Annotated in this window: 13 protein-coding genes; 3 read left to right on the forward strand and 10 right to left on the reverse strand. The window is 57.8% G+C overall.

All coding sequences use genetic code 11. From position 1 onward, the window contains the following. Positions 1–202: 202 nt before the first annotated feature. Both pbpC and ABEH87_RS15110 read right to left on the reverse strand, forming a co-directional pair. On the reverse strand, positions 203–2,518 hold the full coding sequence (gene pbpC / locus ABEH87_RS15105; RefSeq protein WP_346577521.1) for a penicillin-binding protein 1C: 2,316 nt from the start codon (positions 2,516–2,518) through the stop codon (positions 203–205). A gap of 24 nt (positions 2,519–2,542) precedes the next feature. Beyond that, complete coding sequence (locus ABEH87_RS15110) at positions 2,543–8,497, reverse strand: alpha-2-macroglobulin (protein WP_346577369.1); 5,955 nt, start codon at positions 8,495–8,497, stop codon at positions 2,543–2,545. Between the two features lie 181 nt (positions 8,498–8,678). Here ABEH87_RS15110 and sseA point away from each other — a divergent pair, with 181 nt between their 5' ends. Then, positions 8,679–9,533: a 3-mercaptopyruvate sulfurtransferase gene (sseA, locus tag ABEH87_RS15115; protein WP_346577370.1), complete on the forward strand. Its 855-nt coding sequence runs from the start codon at positions 8,679–8,681 to the stop codon at positions 9,531–9,533. 45 nt (positions 9,534–9,578) lie between these two features. Here the strand turns inward: sseA and sseB are convergent, their stop codons facing one another. From sseB to trmJ, 5 genes are all read right to left on the reverse strand, one after another. Then, a complete protein-coding gene (sseB, locus tag ABEH87_RS15120) occupies positions 9,579–10,358 on the reverse strand; it encodes an enhanced serine sensitivity protein SseB (protein ID WP_346577371.1) in 780 nt (259 codons plus the stop codon). An 88-nt stretch (positions 10,359–10,446) separates the two neighbouring features. Then, positions 10,447–11,736, reverse strand: a complete 1,290-nt coding sequence (gene pepB / locus ABEH87_RS15125) for an aminopeptidase PepB (protein ID WP_346577372.1) — start codon at positions 11,734–11,736, stop codon at positions 10,447–10,449. A 191-nt stretch (positions 11,737–11,927) separates the two neighbouring features. Then, entirely contained in the window at positions 11,928–13,127 is a 1,200-nt protein-coding gene (locus tag ABEH87_RS15130) for an IscS subfamily cysteine desulfurase (RefSeq protein ID WP_346577373.1), read from the reverse strand. Between the two features lie 141 nt (positions 13,128–13,268). Next, on the reverse strand, positions 13,269–13,766 hold the full coding sequence (gene iscR, locus ABEH87_RS15135) for a Fe-S cluster assembly transcriptional regulator IscR (RefSeq protein ID WP_346577375.1): 498 nt from the start codon (positions 13,764–13,766) through the stop codon (positions 13,269–13,271). A gap of 167 nt (positions 13,767–13,933) precedes the next feature. Next, entirely contained in the window at positions 13,934–14,659 is a 726-nt protein-coding gene (gene trmJ / locus ABEH87_RS15140; RefSeq protein ID WP_346577376.1) for a tRNA (cytosine(32)/uridine(32)-2'-O)-methyltransferase TrmJ, read from the reverse strand. Positions 14,660–14,803: 144 nt separating this feature from the next. Between trmJ and suhB the strand changes: the two genes are divergently transcribed. Then, positions 14,804–15,607, forward strand: a complete 804-nt coding sequence (suhB, locus tag ABEH87_RS15145; RefSeq protein ID WP_346577377.1) for an inositol-1-monophosphatase — start codon at positions 14,804–14,806, stop codon at positions 15,605–15,607. Positions 15,608–15,644: 37 nt separating this feature from the next. On the opposite strand, the gene ABEH87_RS15150 is transcribed toward suhB, so the two are convergent. Both ABEH87_RS15150 and ABEH87_RS15155 read right to left on the reverse strand, forming a co-directional pair. After that, entirely contained in the window at positions 15,645–16,646 is a 1,002-nt protein-coding gene (locus ABEH87_RS15150; protein WP_346577379.1) for a nickel/cobalt transporter, read from the reverse strand. Beyond that, on the reverse strand, positions 16,637–17,248 hold the full coding sequence (locus ABEH87_RS15155; protein ID WP_346577522.1) for a DUF1007 family protein: 612 nt from the start codon (positions 17,246–17,248) through the stop codon (positions 16,637–16,639). Before ABEH87_RS15155 ends, ABEH87_RS15150 begins: the two co-directional genes overlap by 10 nt. Before the next feature lie 168 nt (positions 17,249–17,416). Here ABEH87_RS15155 and csiE point away from each other — a divergent pair, with 168 nt between their 5' ends. Then, the gene (gene csiE / locus ABEH87_RS15160) at positions 17,417–18,685 is read left to right on the forward strand and encodes a stationary phase inducible protein CsiE (protein WP_346577380.1); all 1,269 of its coding nucleotides are present in this window, start codon (positions 17,417–17,419) and stop codon (positions 18,683–18,685) included. On the opposite strand, the gene ABEH87_RS15165 is transcribed toward csiE, so the two are convergent. Next, a complete protein-coding gene (locus tag ABEH87_RS15165) occupies positions 18,686–19,822 on the reverse strand; it encodes a 3-phenylpropionate MFS transporter (RefSeq protein WP_346577381.1) in 1,137 nt (378 codons plus the stop codon). Between the last annotated feature and the right edge of the window lie 28 nt (positions 19,823–19,850).

The following is a 19,850-nucleotide window of genomic DNA, read 5'->3' on the forward strand; positions in this document are numbered from 1 at the left end:
TTATCTTTCGAGTTTAGCCGCGAAAATGGTTCCCGGCCGGGAAAATGGCCGCAGATTATAGGGGGCATCGTGAAAGATGCCTACCGGAGATTCAATTATTTATCGAAAAATCCGATCCTTATCGCGACTTTTTCCCTGACTGCCGCTATTTTACGCAGCCCGATGATGGATGACCAGAAAAGCCCTCTGGGATCCGTCTGAATTAGTTGATTAACGCCACGTTGATCAAACGACTGTCCGCACGCCCCCGATCGTCCACCGCACGAATACGATATTTCCCCGGACGCGCAGGTCGCCAGTCGAGCGGCGTTTTACTGGCGCTGGAACCCAGATAAACATCATCGACAAACCAGAAAACAGTGGCGCTGTCCGCGTCGGTGACGGCGCTGAAACTGATATTGTCGCGCCCTTTTTGCGACTGACGCAGCTGGTAGGTGGTATGTTTCAACGGTGAGGTAATACGCGGGGCCTCGCCGCTCACCGCGCCCTGCTGGCAGGTTACCGGCGGCGGCGGGCGCTTAGGCAGGCCCGCCTGCATAAAGACCTGGGCCAGGTCGGAAGGCCAGAACTCAAAAACTTCCACATGGCTGGTGTGTGCATCCCACGGAGGGCAGACCGGCTGCCCGCTCTGATTGTCGATGCGTAACGGGCGGTAAACGGTATCGACTTTTATTGGGGATTTTCCGGGGATAAACCAGCTGCGCCCGCGCTGCTGGCACCACTGGGTAGGCAGATCGCCGCTGGGCAGGCAGATATCCACGCGCTTCAGATGCGCAGGAAAACGGTGTTGCGGCTCGCTCAACCCCGGATAACTGGCAATCACGCTGTCGATAATGTTAAAGAACAGCGGTGCGGCGGCTTCCACACCAACAAACGCATTGTTGCCCTGACCGTTGAAATTCCCCTGCCAGACCACCAGCACATACGGGCCGAAAATACCGACACTCCACGCATCGCGAAACCCCCATGAGGTGCCGGTTTTCCAGTAAACCGGTAATGACGAGGGGCGCTGGGCCAGCGTATCGCCGGGACGACGGTGCTGACGCAGAATATCCAGCGTCATATAGCTGGCTTCTTCGCTGAGCAGACGAAATGCGGGCGGCTGCGGGTCCTGCTCTCTCAGGCGCAACGCTCGCAGCTCACCCCGGTTCGCCAGCATCGCGTAGAGTTTCGCCAGCTCCTGCGCGGTCACCTCTCCCCCGCCGAGCACCAGCGACAGCCCGTAATGCTTTTCGCTAGCCAGGCCGCTGATGCCCGCCAGCTGCAGAAACTGGTAAAAGCCCGGCTGGTGCAGCCGTGATGCAATCGTCACCGCCGGTATATTACGGCTGAAGTTCAGCGCATCAGTGGCGGTAACCGGGCCGAGGAAACGGCGGTCAAAGTTCTCTGGCGCATAGCTGCCAAAGGAAAACGGCACGTCTTTCAGCACCGTCATCGGATGTAAGATCCCCTGCTCCATGCCCAGCGCGTAGATAAAGGGTTTCAGCGCCGATCCCGGCGAACGCTTCGCGCTGGTGCCGTTGACCTGCCCCTGAATCTGGCGGTTGTAGTAGTCGGCCGAACCAACCATCGCCCGCACGCCCATATCACGGCTGTCGACCAGCAGCACGGCCGTGTTGTGAATGCCCCGGCTCTGATTACGACGAATAAATGCCCCAACCTGTTTCTCCACCAGGCGTTGCAGGGTGACATCCAGCGTTGTGTCAACCCGCGACCGCCGTTCCCCGCTCTGTAACTGCTCGATAAAATGCGGTGCGGTAAAGGGTAAATTTTGTGGCTGACGCAACGCCAGCGGCAGCGTAAACAGCGCCTGCTGAACGGGATCGGTCGGGTAGTGCTGCTGCCAGCGCCGGAACAAGCGATTGCGCGCCTGCATCAGCGGCGGGCTGACCTCACCGCTGCGCGGGTTGATGCGTAAACTGGGGGACTGGGGCAGGACCGCCAGGGTCAGCGCCTCTGCCAGCGTCAGTTGCGCAGGCGGTTTATCAAAATAGATCAGGCTGGCCGCGCCAATGCTCTCAATGTTACGCCCGTAAGGCGCGTAGTTAAGATAGGCTTCCAGAATATCGTGCTTGGAGTAGCTGAGCTCCAGCTGGATGGCGCGCAGCACCTGAACGATTTTGCCGCCGGGCGATCGGGTATTCAGCTGCCACAGCATACGCGCCAGCTGCATGGTGATGGTAGAACCGCCCTGCTTGTTACCTCCCAGCACATAGCTGCGCCAGAAGCCCCGCACCAGGCTCAGGGGATTCACGCCGGGATTATAGTAAAACCAGCGATCCTCATGCAGCAACAGCCCGTCAACCGCCAGCGGGGAGATGGCTTCCAGCGGCGTCCACTGGCGATAGCGATCGTCACTGGCCAGCGACAGCCGCAGCAGCGTGCCGTGACGGTCATACCACGCCGTTGACAGCGGCACGCCCTGAGACAGCGGCGGATGCGGCCACAGTCGGAAACCTGCCAGCAGCAGCGCCAGTAATCCCAGCGCCACCGCCAGATTTTGCAGCAGCCGTTTCATCATGCCGCGCGGCCCGTTACCAGATTATTCAGCCGCAACCACCGTAATTTTTCCGCTGCTGGCTGACATGGCCTGGATTTCACGATCGTACATCGCCTCGCCATACGCCGGAGGGATCGTAAAGCTGCCGGTGTTCGTCGCTTTAATCTGATAGACAAACTCCTGCAACTCGGTGCTGGCGCTGCCGTAGACAATGACCCGATCTTCTCGAATATCACTGAAGTCCGGTGCCCAGGTTGAACCACTGGCGGCCAGCGGCGACTGCCAGCCCGCTGACGTTGCATCCTGTGCTTCCTCATCGCCGGTTTCCGGCGCTGGCGGCGTCTGCTGAACCACTTCGAAGCCCCCGGGCAACAGGTCAACAATCGCCAGGTTGCTCAGTGCCGCTTTTGAGTTAGCGCGGATTTTCAGGTGAACGTTGATGGTTTGTCCCAGCGTTACCTTGCTTATCGCTTTTCCGGCATCATCGGTATAGTCGCGGCTGATTTCCAGACCACGGCTAATCGCCTGCTGCGGGGCACTGCGGTCGTAACCGGCCTGCGTCACCACGTACCAGGCAGGGGCATTTCCGGCATTGCGGAACTGAACCGCCTCCGCCTGAGCAGTGAAATCCCCCTGGGCAAAGCGGCCCTGCAGTGCAGAAATCAGCTGCGGAACTTTATTATCACGCCCAATCTGGTTGATGGTCAGCGCCTGCGGGTCATTTTGTCTCGCCACCTGCTCTGAATAGCTCTCCAGCGCCAGGATACTCATCGCCGCTGAGAAGGTGGTGTAGCGCTCCTCACGCAGTGCCATCACCATATTCTCCAGCAGCTGCGGCGGAATAGCGGCCACTTTTTCCGGGAAGTGACGGGTGATCAGATACAGTCGGGTGGCATCCTGCACCAGCGGATCGTAGTAGTTCTGCGTCCACCAGCTGTTGTTGTAAGCTTTGTTCAGCGCCTGCCAGCCCGGATCTAACAGCCTCTGCGCTTCGTCATCGGCCTTGAGCAGTCGCCATGACGAGGCGAGATACAGCGCGCTGAGATCGGTTTGCCAGCTGTCCGGGTAGCGTTTTTTCAGCGTCTCCTGTACCGAAGCCAGCGCGTTGGTCGTGATTTCCCCCTGACGCGTCAGCAAATAGACTGCCCAGGCTCGCAGGCGCAGGTGGTAGAGATCGTCATAACCGCTGGCCGCCAGAGTACGCAGAGCGACGTTGGCATCGTCCAGCATCCCGGCAGGCAGGGGATATCCGGCGTCTTTTGCCTCCAGCAGATACTGGACTACGTATGGCGTGATAAACGGATCGGCCTGCGGAGAAGCCATCCACAACCCGACCGCGCCGTCGCCGTTCTGGCGCGAACGCAGCACGTCGAGGATCCCTTTCAGCTGCTGACGTACCTTGTCAGCATCCATCCCGTTACGCAGCTCCGGATGCGCACTTTGCAGCAGCAGCGGGATTGACTGGCTGACAATCTGTTCTGAGCAGTAGTACGGATAGTTCGCCAGGTAGCTTGCCAGCCCGCTGGTCAGTACCAGCGGCGAGTTCGATACCGCAGCCTGCCGCTGTGAATAGGCGTCAAACATCTGGCGCAGGTTATCCACCTGCTGCTGACCGCCGTTCATCCGCCCCATTACCGTCTGGATGCGGAACGGCATGGCCGGACGCACGGAAGTGCTGAGGGTACGTCGGCTGGTCTTGTCCGCATACTGCGCGCTGAAGACCAGCGGCGCATCGCCCAGTTCAGCTTTGGCACGCAGACGGAAATTAACCACGCCCTCGTGTTTGGCTGCCAGCTGGATCGCCTGTTCAGCCTGCCCCACCACCTCAAGCTGTGGCGGCGGGGTGACTTTGATCGTCACCGGCAGTTTGCCCTCGCCCTGACCTTCCAGGTTATTGCTGACGCCAACGCTGACGTCAAACTCATCACCCGGAGCCACCATTGCCGGAACGTTCGGCGTCAGAATAAAGTCATCACGCACGGTGGTGCCGGTCTGCGCTTTGCCGATCTTATCCGGCGTCACCGAGATCGCCATCACGCGGATCTTACCGTTAAAGTAGTCCGGCACCGGATAGGTAAACTGCGCCTGACCATTCACTTCAGCGATCCCTGACCAGAAGGTGACGGGCTTATCGCGTTTACGTTTAAACGGGTTGAGGTGCAGATCGAGCCCTTCGCCGCCGTCACCGCCGGGGGCGGAGGTCAGCGACATCAGCTTGCTGAACTCTGGCAGGATCAGGTCGAGGATCTGCGAGCTTTCCACATTCAGTTCACGCTTGCGGAAGAAGTAGTCCAGCGGATCGGTCAGCCGATAACGTGCCACCTGCAGAATGCCTTCATCCACCGCAAATACTACCACCTGCTGCGGACCGTCCGTGGTGACGTCGATGGTCAGGTTCTCGCCCGGTTTAATCACCTCAGGCACGGCAAGCTTCAGGCTGTTCTTCCGCGCTTCATTACTGATTTTAAACGGCATCACCCCGTAGCTGAGCGGGCTCATAAAGATCTCGTCCGAGTTGATATCACGTACAAACTGCACGTTGATATAGGCATTACCCTCCAGCCCGGCCGGGATGCGGATCTTCTGCACCGAGTTCGTAGTGGTGGTGTGGAACCACTGCCAGCTGTAAACGCGATCCTTTTCAATGGTGATCAATCCACTGCCGGTGTAAGGCGCGTTGATCGCCACTTCAATTTCACCGCCCGGCTGATACTTGTCGCTGTTCAGCTTCAGCTTCAGCTCGGCGTTGCGATCCAGCGATCGGGTCAGGTTGGCCTGGCCAGTGACGCTGTAAGCAATGCGGTTCAGCACCTCACCTTTGGCATTTTCCACTACCAGCACATAATCACCGGGTTTGTCGGTGGCCAGAGACAGCGAGTGGCCGCTGGCAGGCAGATCGAGCGCCGTATCTGACAGTGGGATCTCTTTCAGCTTCGACTGATATTTATAGACGCCAGATTCCTGACGGGTCAGCACTGACAGGTATTTTTGCTCCAGCAGACGCAGCGTCAGCCCGTTGATGGCAATGGTTTCCAGCGCCGGATTAATGGCGATCAGGTTAACGTTGCGCTGTGCATTCTGATGAATGTAACCCAGCTCGCCGTCGGCCTTCACGCCGATCAGATAATCATACGGTGAGACCAGCGTGCGGGCCGTGGCCGCCACTGAGCGACCGCCGCCAGCCACAAAGGCTTCCGACAGCAGCTGTAGCTGGTAGGTTGATTCGCCAAAACCGCTTAAATCCAGCTTAATGTCTGCCGCACCGCGATCGTCGGTGGTGCTGTCTTCCAGTTCGGTTTCATAGCCATCGCTGGCGGAGCGCGCTTCGTAGAAGGCATAATCTGCATAGCGGTCGAACGCCGGATAGACCGGGCGCAGCGTCATTTTCGAAGCCACGCGCCGCCCCTGAGCCGGGGTGCCAAACAGGTTCTGTACGTCGATACTGGCCTTCAGTGCATCCGGTTTGACCCAACCCTGCTGCCGATCTGGCGTCAGCGTCAGCTTCACCTTCAGCTGGTCCGGCTCGAACTCTTTGACGTTGACAGACGTACTGCCGAGCAGACGCGTTGAATCATCATCTTTACCCGGCAGATAGAGATAAATATTCCATTCGCCTGTCGGAGAACTCTCTTCGGTGGTGAAGTTCAGTTCATTAAAACCGCTGGCGCTGAGGGTCAGCGGCACCGTGCGCATCAGCTTGTCGCGCGGGTCACGAATTTCGGCACGTACCGGAATGCCCCCCACCGGCACTGACCAGTCAGCGGCACGGGTGATCAGGCCAATATGGAACGTATCACCGGGACGATAAACACCACGGTCAGAGAACAGATAGCTGCCAAGGGTGCGGGTGTCGTCCGGGGTGGTTTCACCGTAGACGTCAAAGCGCGAGAAATCGAGGCCACGATCGTTATCGCGCCCGGTTGGCAGGAAGGAGACATCCCCCTCTTTTTCCACCAGGAACATCACCGGTTCGCGTTCGCTGGTATACACCTCCAGCGACGGGAAGCTGACGTGACCGTCGCTGCCGGTCTGGCGGGTCAGCAGTTTCTCGCCGTTTTTCGCCACGACGGAAACCTGCGCAGCGGCGACCGGCTGGCCACTGCTGATCGACTGTACAAACAGATCGCGGGTTTTATCCTGCGAACGTTTGGCAATGATGCCGAGATCGGTGACCACCACGAAGCGAGAATCCCCGATGCTCTCCTGCTGTCCGTCCTCTTCCTGGTACTCTTCTTCGCCAGGCTGAGCCTCCTTCTGCTGCGGTGACCATTCAGACAGAGTCAGCAGAAACACGCCGCGATGCGAGTCAGGGCGGGTTGAGAGATAGCGTGACAGATCGATGCCCTGATAACTGACCTCCCCCGGTTTTTCATTACTGACCGCGGTCTGATAGCGGAAGCGCTCGGTAAAATATTCGTCGTTCAGGCGATTAAAATCGGCCGACGCGTACTGGCGACTTTTAAACGAAACGATGTGCTGTAACTGGCTCGGGATCACCCGCTTAATGTCCACGCGCAGCCCCGGTACGTTTCGTGCCGCCACACTGATGCGCTTGTCCCCGTTGACCGACAGCAGCGCCCCCTGGGCAGCAAACTGTAACAGTTTCGGATAATCCGGTACCTGAACCACCTGCCATACTTTTTCCGGCATTTTATAGCCGCCGCCAGAGGTCATTGTGTTGTCAATCGACACCAGCAGGTAACGTTTAGCCGGGGCGGAAAATTTGAAGCTGAACTGTGGCTGCCAGGTTTCTTCCGCATCATTCAGGTTTAGCGGCAGCGCCGGAGAACGATCGATCACGCTCTGATCAACATTGTCCCGATCCCAGGCCATAAATACGTCGTCGGGCTGTTCACTGGCGGGACGGCGAGGATCTTTCTCTGGCAGCAGCCAGGCACGTACCCCCTGGCTGACGTCACGATCGCGCACGGCATCGCTGAAGCCAACGATCAGCGCTCGTTCGCCCTGACTCCCCGGTTTATCCACCACTTCTGCCACAACATCGCTCACGCTCAGGCTGAACAGATTCGGTACTTTCACCCAGGCGTCGTTTTTGCGCGCCACCGGATTGGCAGACTGTGAAGATTTTACTCCGCTGTTGACCTGCAAATGCACTGCACCACCGTGATCCATCGGCTGTAATGCAGAGGAACGTACCCAGGCATTCAGTTTTTTCTCGTCCCAGGTCACGCTGTATTTCAGGGGCTGCTCAGGCTGTCCCTGCGCCGCACTCAGGCCAAGCGATAGCTGTTTTTCGACGCTTTGTACATCGGCCGGAGCGTTGAATTTAATGTTGAAGATAGCGCTGTGCTGGCTGCGGTCCTGCGGGTCCTGATAGTACTCGCTGCTGCCAATCTGGTAGTCAAAGGCCGGGACACTGAAGGGATATCCGGTCTGCTTAATACGGAACTGCGGTGCCAGCAGCGTATCGGGATCTATCGATGCCTCATAATTCGCGCCCATCGGCAACGCCTGCTTTGGCGTGAAGACCAGTGTCCAGGCATTCAGCCACTGCCAGTCACCTGCCAGCGCGGGCTTCAGGCTGATGCCCGTCGTCACCGGTTTTCCGACCAGCGTGACTGGCGCAACCGACTGGTCAAATCTCAGGGTCAGCACCTGCACGCCAGGCCTGGCGACGCTGTAATCTATCGCTGCCGGATTCACGACCTGTGCCCTGACGTGCTGTAGGGTCAGCGGGGCAACTTCAATCGGTTTCGGGCGGTTCTGCCACCAGTGCCAGCCGTACACACCGGCGACACCCGCAGCGACGAGCAGCAGCACGCTGAGTGCAATCGTCTTCGGATGGCGGTCAACGCCCTGTTCAAGGCGCGAAAAACCCGCCCTGAGAGGTGAAAACCAGCGCGGCGCCTGCCAGTTAACCTTACCCAGCAGCGGACGCAGCAGCAGTCCCAGCAGCCAGAAGAGGCGCGACAGCAGCCAGCACAGTGCTTTAATCACTGTAAAGGGTAAACGCAGGAGAAACTTGAGCACATCCATCGAAAGAACCTTCCCTGTTACAATTTTGCTGAAAGAGTAATAGTTTATCAGGGCAATATCTATCGGCGGTGACAAAGATTTTTCAGGAATTCTGCGGTGGCTCTGAATCCCGTGATTTCGCCTTGTGATAGCTGACGAAATCGCTGACACTCAGCTTAATGTTACTGACAACGAGGCCGCGATGACGACTCCTTCTTTTTTTGTTTCTGCTGACTGGCTGGCAGAGCATCTGACTGATGACAACATCCAGGTACTGGACGCACGAATGCTGCCACCGGGCCAGGAAAAAACCCGCAACGTGCAGGCAGAATATCTGGCGGAACATCTGCCGGATGCCCCCTTCTTTGATATTGAGGCCCTGTCCGACCACACCAGCGCCTACCCCCATATGCTGCCGCGTGCCGAAACCTTTGCGGTAGCGATGCGTGAGCTGGGGATCGCCGCTGACAGACACCTGGTGATCTACGACGAGGGGAATCTGTTCTCCGCGCCGCGCGCCTGGTGGATGCTGCGGCATTTTGGCGTTAAGCAGATTTCAATTCTGGCTGGCGGGCTGGCAGGCTGGAAGCAGGCACAGCTGCCGCTGGCGAGTGGCCCGGTGAACCTGGTGGAAAGTGAATTCGAGGTCGATCACGGTGAAGGCGAGGTTAAACGCGTCACCGATGTGCTGCTGGTCAGCCACGAAGGTGGCGCGCAGATTATTGATGCCCGTGCCGCCAACCGCTTTCACGGTGAGGTGGACGAGCCGCGTCCGGGTCTGCATCGCGGGCGCATTCCAGGCAGCCTGAACGTTCCGTGGAATACGCTGGTCACCGAAGGTCGCTTAAAACCGGCGGACGAGTTGCAGGCTATTTTCAGCCAGCAGGGCGTGGATTTGTCGCAGCCGGTGATTGCCAGCTGTGGTTCCGGGGTGACCGCCGTGGTGGTGATCCTGGCGCTGACCAGCCTTGGCGTGAAAAACGTTGCCCTGTACGACGGCTCCTGGGGGGAATGGGGATCGCGCAATGACCTGCCCACTGTGAACGATTCGCTGTAAGAGCGAAGCGCAGGGGCGGATCTTTTTTCGATCCGCCCTGCAGGTTTAATCGATATTTTTCACTTTGAAGTCACGCAGGAAACTACCCCAGCGCCGCTCATAGAACGGGGTGATATGGGCAGTAAAGAAGTGGCTGATGCCTTTCTCCCCGTCTACCACCTGACAGATATCAATCGGATCGTCTTCTAACAGCGTATCCGTCGCCACGCTGCCTGCGGCCTGAATCACCGCCTCCAGATCGCCATCGCCTTCAATGCCAATCAGCAGGTTCGCGGGCTGGTCAGCATGCTCTTTGATCTGCGCCACATAGGCCCGTCGCACCGTCTTGTATTTAGCAAACAGCTGGGTGAGAGAGTCGATCATCTGCGCCGGAGGTTGCGCTATTTCCGTCAGCAGCAGCGATGTCCCACCCTCCAGCACCGTCTGCTGGCTAAGCGCGCTGCTGCCCTCTCCTAACAGATGGGCAATTTCACGCGGCGAAAACTCTTTGCCGTTAGGAAGTTTCGGATTAAGAAACAGCGCCTCGCCCAGCGTCATCTCAAACAGCGTACGCACCGGCATCACCAGATACGCCTGCTCACCGCTGACCGCCTGTTGCAGGGCTTCAGCCGAGGTGAAAAACGGAATAATGCTGGTGCCGTCATCTTTTTCCCAGTGCTGTAAATCGACCGGGGTCGTGGCATCAATGGCCTGCTCAGGCTGAGCGCTCTCGCCGGGGACCACCACGCTGGCGTCCATCAGCAGCGCAAAAAACTCCGGGCGGTGTGCCGGTTCTGTCGCGGCCAGCTTCAATACTTCTTCCAGACGCGGGTTAAGATCGTTCATTCAAATGTTCCAGTGTGCGCAGCGGGCGGACCGGAAAAGCAGGTCCGCCCCTGTGGGGGACCGATCGTATTCAGATCGGCCGGTGATATTAAACCCGGCTCAGCAGCAGGTTCGCCACGGTTCGTACGCCCAGCCCGGTCGCACCGGCAGACCACTGATCTACGGCACCTTTACGGTAAGTAGCGGAACAGTCAATGTGCAACCAGCCCTGCTGGTAATCGCTGACAAAGTGCGACAGGAAGGCCGCTGCGGTGCTGGCACCGGCAGAATGCGACGGGCTGGCGATATTGTTCAGGTCAGCAAAGTTTGACGGCAGATGGCTGCGGTGGAACTCCGCCAGCGGCAGACGCCAGAAAGGCTCGTTTTCACCTTCAGCACTGTGGAGTAATGACTGTGCCAGCGCGTCATCAAAGCTGAACAGCGCGTGATAGTCATTCCCCAGCGCCGTTTTTGCCGCCCCGGTGAGGGTAGCCGCATCAATAATCAGTTCGGGGTTCATCGCACTGGCATCGATCAGACCATCGGCCAGCACCAGACGGCCTTCAGCATCGGTGTTCATCACTTCAACGGTTTTGCCGTTGCGGTAGCGAATAATATCGCCCAGCTTGAAGGCGTTACCGCTGACCATATTGTCCGCACAGCACAGGATCAGCTTCACGCGCTTATTCAGTCCACGGCTGATCGCCAGTGCCAGTGCCCCGGTCAGCGTGGCAGCACCGCCCATATCGGATTTCATGGAATCCATAAACCCGCTCTGTTTCAGGCTGTAGCCGCCGGTATCAAAGGTGATACCTTTACCGACCAGGCAGGCGTAAACCGGCGTTTCGTCGCTGCCGCCCGGATTATAATCCAGCGTCAGCAGGGCCGGGCTGCGCGATGAACCGCGGCCGACCGTGTGCAGGCCCATATAATTTTGTGCTTTAAGGTCATCACCTTTGGTGATCCGGTAGCTGATCGTATCGCTGGCCACATCGCGCAGCAGGTCAATAGCGCGGGTCGCCAGCTGTTCCGGCCCCAGCTCTTCAGCAGGAAGGTTAATGGTATTGCGGACCCAGTCGATAATCTTCAGGCGACGATCCAGTTCCTGCTGTGCATCATCGGCCAGCGTCGCCCACTGCACTTCACGCTCGCCTTTAGGGCCGCGATAGCCCTGCCAGAATGCCCAGCTGTTCTCCAGATCCCAGCCCTCGCCGCTCAGGCTGACGTGGCGAATGCCCTGATTATCAATTTTGCGCGCAGCGCGCTGAATGCTGACCAGCGGTTCGTTGCCGGTAATATGGATGGTAAAGCCGCTGTCATTGCTGCTCAGGATCGCTTTATCGCCCCAGCGCGGATCGGCCGCAGCCGTAGACAGAGTAATATTCATCGGGGTGGTCATCGCATGGCTCCTTTTCATTTTTTTCATTTCACACCGGGATTGCCCGGCTGCTGCGAGTTTTTACCGCAACGATTGTACAGTCAGACTAACAGAAATATGACAGGGATGTTTTTACAGGATGCGACAGGGAGAAGGATTGTCTACAAACGGGCCGGAAGAATCCGGCCCGTTTATGGCGTGCAGTCGCGCAATCAGCCCGGCTGAGTAACGCCACTGGCTTTAAAGGCTTTCCACTGCGGAGTGAACTCACGCAGGTGGCTAATGGACTTTTGCACCAGCTGAATGGTGTAGTCGATCTCCTCTTCCGTAGTAAAACGGCCAAGAGAGAAGCGGATCGAACTGTGCGCCAGCTCGTCGTTAAGACCAATCGCCCGTAAAACGTAGGACGGCTCCATGCTGGCAGAGGTACAGGCCGAGCCGGTCGATACCGCCAGGTCCCTGAGCGCCATAATCAGCGACTCGCCGTCAACATAGTTAAAGCTGACGTTGAGAATATTGGCCGCCCCCTGCTCCAGCGAACCATTGAGATACACCTCTTCAATAGCGCTGAGCCCCGCCCACAGGCGGCTGCGCAGTGCGCCCAGCCGTGCCATCTCATCCGCCATCTCTTCTCTGGCAATGCGATAGGCTTCACCCATGCCGACAATCTGATGCACCGGCAGCGTGCCGGAACGCATGCCGCGCTCGTGGCCACCGCCGTGGATCTGCGCTTCCAGACGAATACGCGGCGAGCGGCTGACGTACAGCGCCCCGATCCCTTTCGGTCCGTATATCTTATGGGCCGAGAACGACATCAGATCGACTTTCAACACGTTCAGATCGATGGGCAATTTCCCCACGCTCTGAGTCGCATCTACATGGAAGATAATGCCGCGCTCACGGCACAGCTCACCGATAGTGGCGATATCCTGCACCACGCCAATCTCATTGTTGACGTGCATGATCGAAACCAGCACGGTGTCATCGCGCAGGGCGGCAGTCAGCTGTTGCAGATCAAGCGTTCCGTCATGACGCGGGTTGAGATAGGTGACGCTGAACCCTTCACGTTCCAGCTGAGCGCAGGTATCCAGCACCGCTTTATGTTCCGTGGTGCAGGTAACGATATGGCGGCCCTTTTCCTGATGGAATGTGGCAGCACCTTTTATAGCAAGATTGTTCGCTTCGGTAGCGCCGGAGGTGAAGACGATTTCGCGCGGGTCAGCGCCCACCAGTTCAGCAATCTGGTTGCGGGCCACATCGACCGCTTCCTCTGACTGCCAGCCAAAGCGGTGAGATCGGGAGGCCGGATTACCAAAGGTTCCGTCCAGGGTGAGATACTGCATCATCTTCGCGGCCACACGAGGATCGGCGGGTGTGGTGGCAGAATAATCCAGATAAATCGGTAATTTCATTGCTCGTTCAGCTCCGGGAGGTTTTCGACTGCCGCCCTTCTGCGCCCTGCAATCTTTACGGGTGGCAGAAATGAATAAAAGGCCTGCATGGGCCTTTTATTCATTTCCGGGGGCGAAGGATTTGCCCCGCCCGGACTGCGGTCAGGCGCGCAGATTGACGTTAATAGTTTCCTGCATGCGGCCATTAGGCCCACGACGGATTTCATTGCTGTTCTGACGGTCTGCCACTTCCAGGATCTCCTGGTTGTTGACCAGTTCAGCCAGCGTAATGTTGTTGAGGAAGTCGCTGATGCGCTCGCTCAGGTCACGCCACAGTACGTGTGTCAGGCAACGCTCGCCGCCCTGGCAGCCTTCTTTGCCCTGGCATTTGGTGGCATCAACAGATTCGTCAACAGCGGTAATCACTGCGCCCACCGCGATAGCATCAGAGCTTTTACCCAGCAGATAACCACCACCCGGACCACGTACGCTGGCCACCAGACCATTCTTACGCAGACGGGAAAACAGCTGCTCAAGATAAGAAAGGGAGATGCCCTGACGCTCTGAAATATCCGCTAAAGGCACCGGGCCTTCATGGGAGTGCAGTGCAACGTCAAGCATAGCGGTAACAGCATAACGGCCTTTGGATGTCAGTCTCATGGCGTCTACAACCTCGGTGATACCCTGGATGGGTGTTAACAAAATATAGACGCAAGTCTGACATTCCCGACTAAATTGGTCAAGTATTTAACCTACTAAAACACTCAACTATTTAACCAAGTAAAACACTCAACTATTATGCTGCTATTTTATTCACCAGCCGGGGCTCATTCGCCCCGTTTTTTCTCCAGCGAAGAGAGCATTCCCCGCAGGATATTGAGCTCATCGCGCTCCGGGCGGGCACGGGTAAACAGACGGCGCATTTTGCTCATCACCTGGCCCGGACTGGCTTCACGAATAAAGCCGCTGCTGGTCATCATCTTTTCCATATGCTGATAGAAGCGCTCAAGGTCGTCGACCAGCGGATACGGTGACTCAGCAGGCTCACTCTGCGCGTTTTCCAGCGACTGCAAATACGCCATACGCACTTCATAAGTAATGACCTGTACGGCCATCGCCAGGTTCAGCGAGCTGTAGTCCGGGTTAGCTGCAATCGCCACGTGATAGTGGCACTTCTGCAACTCTTCGTTGGTCAGACCCACGCGCTCACGGCCAAACACCAGCGCGACAGGAGCCTGCTGCCCCTCTTCCACACTTTTCAGACCGCACTCGCGTGGGTCAAGCATCGGCCACGGCAGAGAGCGCGAACGCGCGCTGGTGCCCACCACCAGGCCACACCCGGCAATCGCTTCGTCAAAGGTATCGACAATTTTCGCATCGCCAATCACATCGCTGGCACCGGCGGCAAGAGCAATCGCCTGCGAGTCCGGCTTGACCAGCGGATTGACCAGATAAAGGTTGGTTAAGCCCATGGTTTTCATTGCACGAGCGACAGAGCCCATGTTGCCAGTGTGAGACGTCTCCACCAGCACAATTCGGATATTTTCAAGCATAAGGATTCAGCAGTCCGGGAGTTTATTTGACGATGCTAACATATTTTAAGGACATTTACCGTTCTGCCCTGCTATACTACGCGCCGATTTATATCAGATTAGATGATATACCGTTCTTTAACATCCAGCGAGACGATACTTAATATGCATCCAATGCTCAACATTGCCGTGCGCGCTGCGCGCAAGGCCGGAAACGTAATTGCTAAGCACTATGAAACCCCGGACTCAGTCGAAGCCACCCAGAAAGGCAGCAACGACTTTGTCACCAATGTTGACCGTGAAGCGGAACGTCAGATTATTGAAGTGATCCGCAAATCTTACCCACAGCACACCATTATCTCTGAAGAGAGCGGTGAACTGCCAGGCGAAGACCAGGATGTACAATGGGTTATCGATCCGCTGGATGGCACCACCAACTACATCAAACGCCTCCCCCACTTCTGTGTGTCTATCGCGGTACGCATCAAAGGTCGTACTGAAGTCGCCGTGGTTTATGACCCAATGCGTAATGAACTGTTCAGCGCCGTTCGCGGCCAGGGCACCCAGCTGAATGGCTATCGTCTGCGCGGCGGCACCGCCCGCGATCTGGATGGCACCATTCTGGCGACGGGTTTCCCGTTCAAACTGAAGCAGCACGCCACGCCTTATATCAATATCGTGGGCAAACTGTTTACCCAGTGCGCAGACTTCCGCCGCACCGGTTCTGCCGCGCTGGACCTGGCCTATGTGGCTGCCGGTCGCGTTGACGGTTACTTTGAAATTGGCCTGAAACCATGGGATTTTGCCGCAGGTGAACTGCTGGTACGTGAAGCGGGTGGTCTGGTGACTGATTTCGTCGGCGCACATGGCTACATGCATTCAGGCAACATCGTCGCGGGTAACCCACGCGTGGTGAAAGCGATGCTGGCAAACATGCGTGACGAACTGAGCGAAGCGCTGAAGCGTTAATTCGCTATCACGCCCTGGGGCCAGGTCTGCCTGGCCCCTAGCGTAATAACATTGGCCGGATGCCACCGGACATAGCCGGTTGCGCACTCAGCCACAGCATCACCCCCGCCATCACCAGCAATATCCCCCCCAGCAACGCCAGCGAGTTGACCGCCACTGTCTGCCAGCCCTGTGCGGAAGATGCTTTACTCAGACGCTGTGCCAGCGCGCGCGAAAGCTGTACCACCAGCGCCATCGCCGACACGGTTAACGCCGTCCCCAGCGCCATGACTATCGCCGACAGCACGCCCCAGAGATAAACCCCGATCACTTTTGCAAACAGCAGCATCATAATCGCCCCCGAGCAGGGACGCAGGCCCATCGACAGGACCACCGCCGCCTTAGTCTTCCAGCCTGTAGCCTGCGACAGCATGTGACTGTCCGGCACGTGCCGATGCCCGCAGCCGCAGTGTTCACTGTGCTGGTGATCGGCAGGCAGGATGCGGATGACGGTCATGCGGGCTGGTCGCGGACGCAGCGCCAGCCAGAGCTTTTTCAGTGCACGCCAGCACAGCCACAGCCCCAGCGCGCTGACCAGCAGATAGCTCCCCTTCTCCAGCCAGTAGCTGCTGAGATGCAGCTGACGGGAGGAGAGCTTCAGCACGCCCAGCATCACGGTGACCAGCGCAATCGCGACGGCACCCTGCACCACGGCCGCAGCCAGGGTCAGCTGCAGGCTGGTTTTCATTTTCGTCGGATGAGTGGCGAGGAATGTGGCGATCACCACTTTGCCATGCCCCGGACCCAGCGCATGCAGCACGCCGTAAAGCAGGCTGAACCCCATCAGCGTCAGTCCTGCCTGATGAGGGGCGCTGGCAACCTGCTGCAACAGCCCGGTCATCTGTTGATGCAGGCTCTTCTGCCACAGAATGCTCTGCAACAGGATCTGCGGCCAGTGCTGCCATATCCACACCCCGGCCCCCAGCAGGGCAACCAGCAGCAGGGCAAAGGGCCACACCACTCTTTTAGGCAACGGTCGGCTGAGATCGGTTACTGACATATCAGCGTCACCGTCTGGGAAAACTGACGGCCCAAATCCATCTCTTCTGGCGGCGCATCGGCTTTATCCAGTGACAGGGCATAGGCCTGCATAGAGGCGTCCGGTTTTGGCGTGTGCAGCTCAAAGTGGCACTGTGACGCCAGTTCAGCAGGGATCGTCAGTGATTTTTCAGAATCGTAATACATATCAACAAAGTACGTCGGGTCAAAAGTGGAAAAGCTGTATCGCTGACCTTTCAGGGCCTGCGGATGTGCCAGCGGCAGAATAAACTCCAGCACCGCCTTATGCCCCTGGCGCGACAGATGGTATTCCGGCGGCAGGTTGTCGAATTTAACCGGCTGTTTCTGGTGCCAGAACTCGCTGAAGTAGTGCTGACCCAGCACGTTCGCCATCACTTCTGCTGCCAGTTTCTTCCAGATAACCGAGTCGGGTTTTGCCGCTCCCGCGTCGTAAAACAGATCTGAGGAGGTAATTTCATCCATCACCCAGCGCATTTTCAGTCCGGTCAGTTGGTCCCCCTGATGAACCAGCGTGGTCTGCATATCGATAAAACTGTGCGGATGCGACCAGGCCGCCTGAGAAACCAGCGCTGTCAGCCCGATGCCAACGACACTACATCTGTTATAACGTAACAAATTAAACCCCACTTCGGCTTTTGTCGATTATTTTTGTGACCTGTCTTAAAAGCTCTGAATAAAACTGCCACGCCTGGCGACATTTTACGATGGATCAGACTATTCTTGCGTAATCAAAGGTTACTGGGATCGCAGATGATGAGTGCACACTCACCAGAAATTTCTGTCCTCTCCAGTCCACAGCGCCGCTGCCATCTGCTTTTAATGCTCTGCCTTCCTGAACCCATCGTGACGCTGGAGTCGGTTTGTCAGCTTAACGGCGTTGAGCACGCCGTAACCCGGCAAGATATAGCGGAGGTGGCAGAGGAAATCCAGCGTTATCACCACCTTGCTATTGTCGAGGACAGCTCGGGAGTGTTATCTCTTGCGGGAACACCGCTCGATCAGCGTCTGTGCCTGCTGCACGGCCTGCGTCGCGCACTGCGGCTGTCACCGGCATTTATTCAACACTACTTTTCCAGCGCCATCCGGCAACAACTTCTGACTCGTCCTGTCGATAAAGCGCTCTACGACGAACATAATCTGACGGCATTAGTTCACCACTGCGCGCAGCAGCTCGGGCGTGAGTTCAGCCCGCGTGATAATCATTTTTTACAAATCTGGCTGCGCTACTCGTTTGCCTGGACCTGCCAGCCCGGATTCACACCACAGCAGCAGCAGTGGCTGAGTGACAAAAGTGAGTCCCCGCTGGCGCAGGATATTGTGCGCTGCTGGCGCAAACGTGGCTATCAGGCAACACCCGATGAAACCGACCTGCTGACGCTGCTGTTCAGTCAGATACATATTCCGGCCACCCAGCACATCACCTGCGCTCAGGAACGGCAGTTACTGGCGTCCGTGGAGCGGCTGATTCAGCGTTTTCAGGCACTTTCCGGGATGGTCTTCAGCAACGATGCCGGTTTAAGTACCCAGCTGTATACCCATCTCGCCCAGGCGCTGGAGCGCTGCCTGTTTACTATCGGCATCGACCACACTCTGGTTGAAGACGTTGCCCGGCAGTATCCGCGCCTGCTGCGCACCACGCGTGAAGCGATCGCCGCCTTTGAGCAGCAGTACGGCGTGCAATTTTCGGATGAAGAGATGGGGCTGATTGCGATTATCTTTGGCGCGTGGCTGATGCAGGAGAGCGCTCTGCAGGAAAAACAGGTGTTGTTACTGATTGGTCATGACCGTGAGCTGGAGCGCCAGGTAGAGCAGCAGCTGCGCGAACTGACGCTGCTGCCGCTGAATATCAAATATCAGGATGTCGCTGACTTCCAGCGCCACAGCGCGCCGAAGGGCATTGCGCTGGTGATCACGCCTTACGCCACTCCGCTGCCGCTCTATTCACCGCCGCTGATCCACGCGGAGCTGCCGCTTGGTGAACACCAGCAGCGCAGCATCCGCACGCTGCTGGAGTCGTAATCAGGCCACCCTGGGCCGCAGGAACAACACCGGCAGCACCAGCAGCGCCATCACCCAGAACACCCCGCCCTGCATGTGCTGGAACAACACGCCGCACACCATCGTCATCAGCGCAATGCCGCCGCCCATCGCCAGCGCAGAATAAACCGACTGCAGGCGGATCACTTCGCTACCGTCGCGGGCAGCAATAAAGCGCATCGCCGCCAGGTGGCAAACGGTAAAGCTGCCGCAGTGCAGGATTTGCGCGGCAATCAGCCAGCCCAGCTCCGTGGATGACGCCATGATACTCCAGCGCGCTATCGCACAAACACACGAGAGCAGCAGCAGGTCGCGCGCGCTCCAGCGGCGAAACAGTCGGTTGCTGGCGGCAAAGACGATAATTTCGGCGACCACACCCAGCGACCACAGATAGCCAACAATGCTGGATGAATAGCCGGCTTCCTGCCAGTAGATCGCACTGAAGCCATAGTAAGCGGCGTGCGCACCCTGCATCAGCGTCACGCACAGCAGGAAGCGCCAGACGGTGGTTTCACTGAGCATCTGCTTCCACTGCGCCCAGCCGGAATGGCTGATCGACTTCTCCGCCCCCTTCGGCATGACCGCCGGACGTAGCATCATCCCGGCGAGCATCGCACCGCAGCCAACGCACAGCAGCATCAGGATAGCGTGATAGGAAAAGTGCGTGACCAGCACCCCGGTCAGCGCCGAGCTGATGACAAAGGCCAGCGACCCCCACAGCCGGACCGGGCCGTAAGGCAGTGCAATCTGTCGCTGCCACGTCGCGGCCAGCGCGTCGCTGAGGGGCACCAGCGGTGAGAAAAACAGATTAAAGCCAATCATCACCAGCAGTAACCACACCCACTGCGATCCCGCCCAGAAGCCGAGAGCAAACAGCAGCGTCAGTAAAGCCAGCAGCCGCAGTACGCTAATGAGTCGGGAAGGATTGGTCACGCGTGAGGCGATAATCAGGCTACCGGCAAAGCGGGCAATCATGCCGCAGCCCAGCAGCAGACCGATTTTTTCCGGCGCTAAGCCGCTGTCTTTGAGCCAGACACCCCAGAAAGGCAGGTACACGCCATAGGCGAAGAAATAGGTGAAGTAGCTGAGTCCCAGCCAGTAGGTGGAGCGTATTGTCATGGTCCCTCCAACAAAGTGGAGGCTAATG

The sequence above is a fragment of the Erwinia sp. Eh17-17 genome, assembly GCF_039675725.1.
Classification (GTDB): Bacteria; Pseudomonadota; Gammaproteobacteria; order Enterobacterales; family Enterobacteriaceae; genus Erwinia.

What these genes read in the sequence shown, in the direction of transcription:
- pbpC (WP_346577521.1), bottom strand. Translation starts at nt 2,518, where the DNA reads ATGAAACGGCTGCTGCAAAATCTGGCGGTGGCGCTGGGATTACTGGCG.
- ABEH87_RS15110 (WP_346577369.1), bottom strand. Translation starts at nt 8,497, where the DNA reads ATGGATGTGCTCAAGTTTCTCCTGCGTTTACCCTTTACAGTGATTAAA.
- sseA (WP_346577370.1), top strand. Translation starts at nt 8,679, where the DNA reads ATGACGACTCCTTCTTTTTTTGTTTCTGCTGACTGGCTGGCAGAGCAT.
- sseB (WP_346577371.1), bottom strand. Translation starts at nt 10,358, where the DNA reads ATGAACGATCTTAACCCGCGTCTGGAAGAAGTATTGAAGCTGGCCGCG.
- pepB (WP_346577372.1), bottom strand. Translation starts at nt 11,736, where the DNA reads ATGACCACCCCGATGAATATTACTCTGTCTACGGCTGCGGCCGATCCG.
- ABEH87_RS15130 (WP_346577373.1), bottom strand. Translation starts at nt 13,127, where the DNA reads ATGAAATTACCGATTTATCTGGATTATTCTGCCACCACACCCGCCGAT.
- iscR (WP_346577375.1), bottom strand. Translation starts at nt 13,766, where the DNA reads ATGAGACTGACATCCAAAGGCCGTTATGCTGTTACCGCTATGCTTGAC.
- trmJ (WP_346577376.1), bottom strand. Translation starts at nt 14,659, where the DNA reads ATGCTTGAAAATATCCGAATTGTGCTGGTGGAGACGTCTCACACTGGC.
- suhB (WP_346577377.1), top strand. Translation starts at nt 14,804, where the DNA reads ATGCATCCAATGCTCAACATTGCCGTGCGCGCTGCGCGCAAGGCCGGA.
- ABEH87_RS15150 (WP_346577379.1), bottom strand. Translation starts at nt 16,646, where the DNA reads ATGTCAGTAACCGATCTCAGCCGACCGTTGCCTAAAAGAGTGGTGTGG.
- csiE (WP_346577380.1), top strand. Translation starts at nt 17,417, where the DNA reads ATGATGAGTGCACACTCACCAGAAATTTCTGTCCTCTCCAGTCCACAG.
- ABEH87_RS15165 (WP_346577381.1), bottom strand. Translation starts at nt 19,822, where the DNA reads ATGACAATACGCTCCACCTACTGGCTGGGACTCAGCTACTTCACCTAT.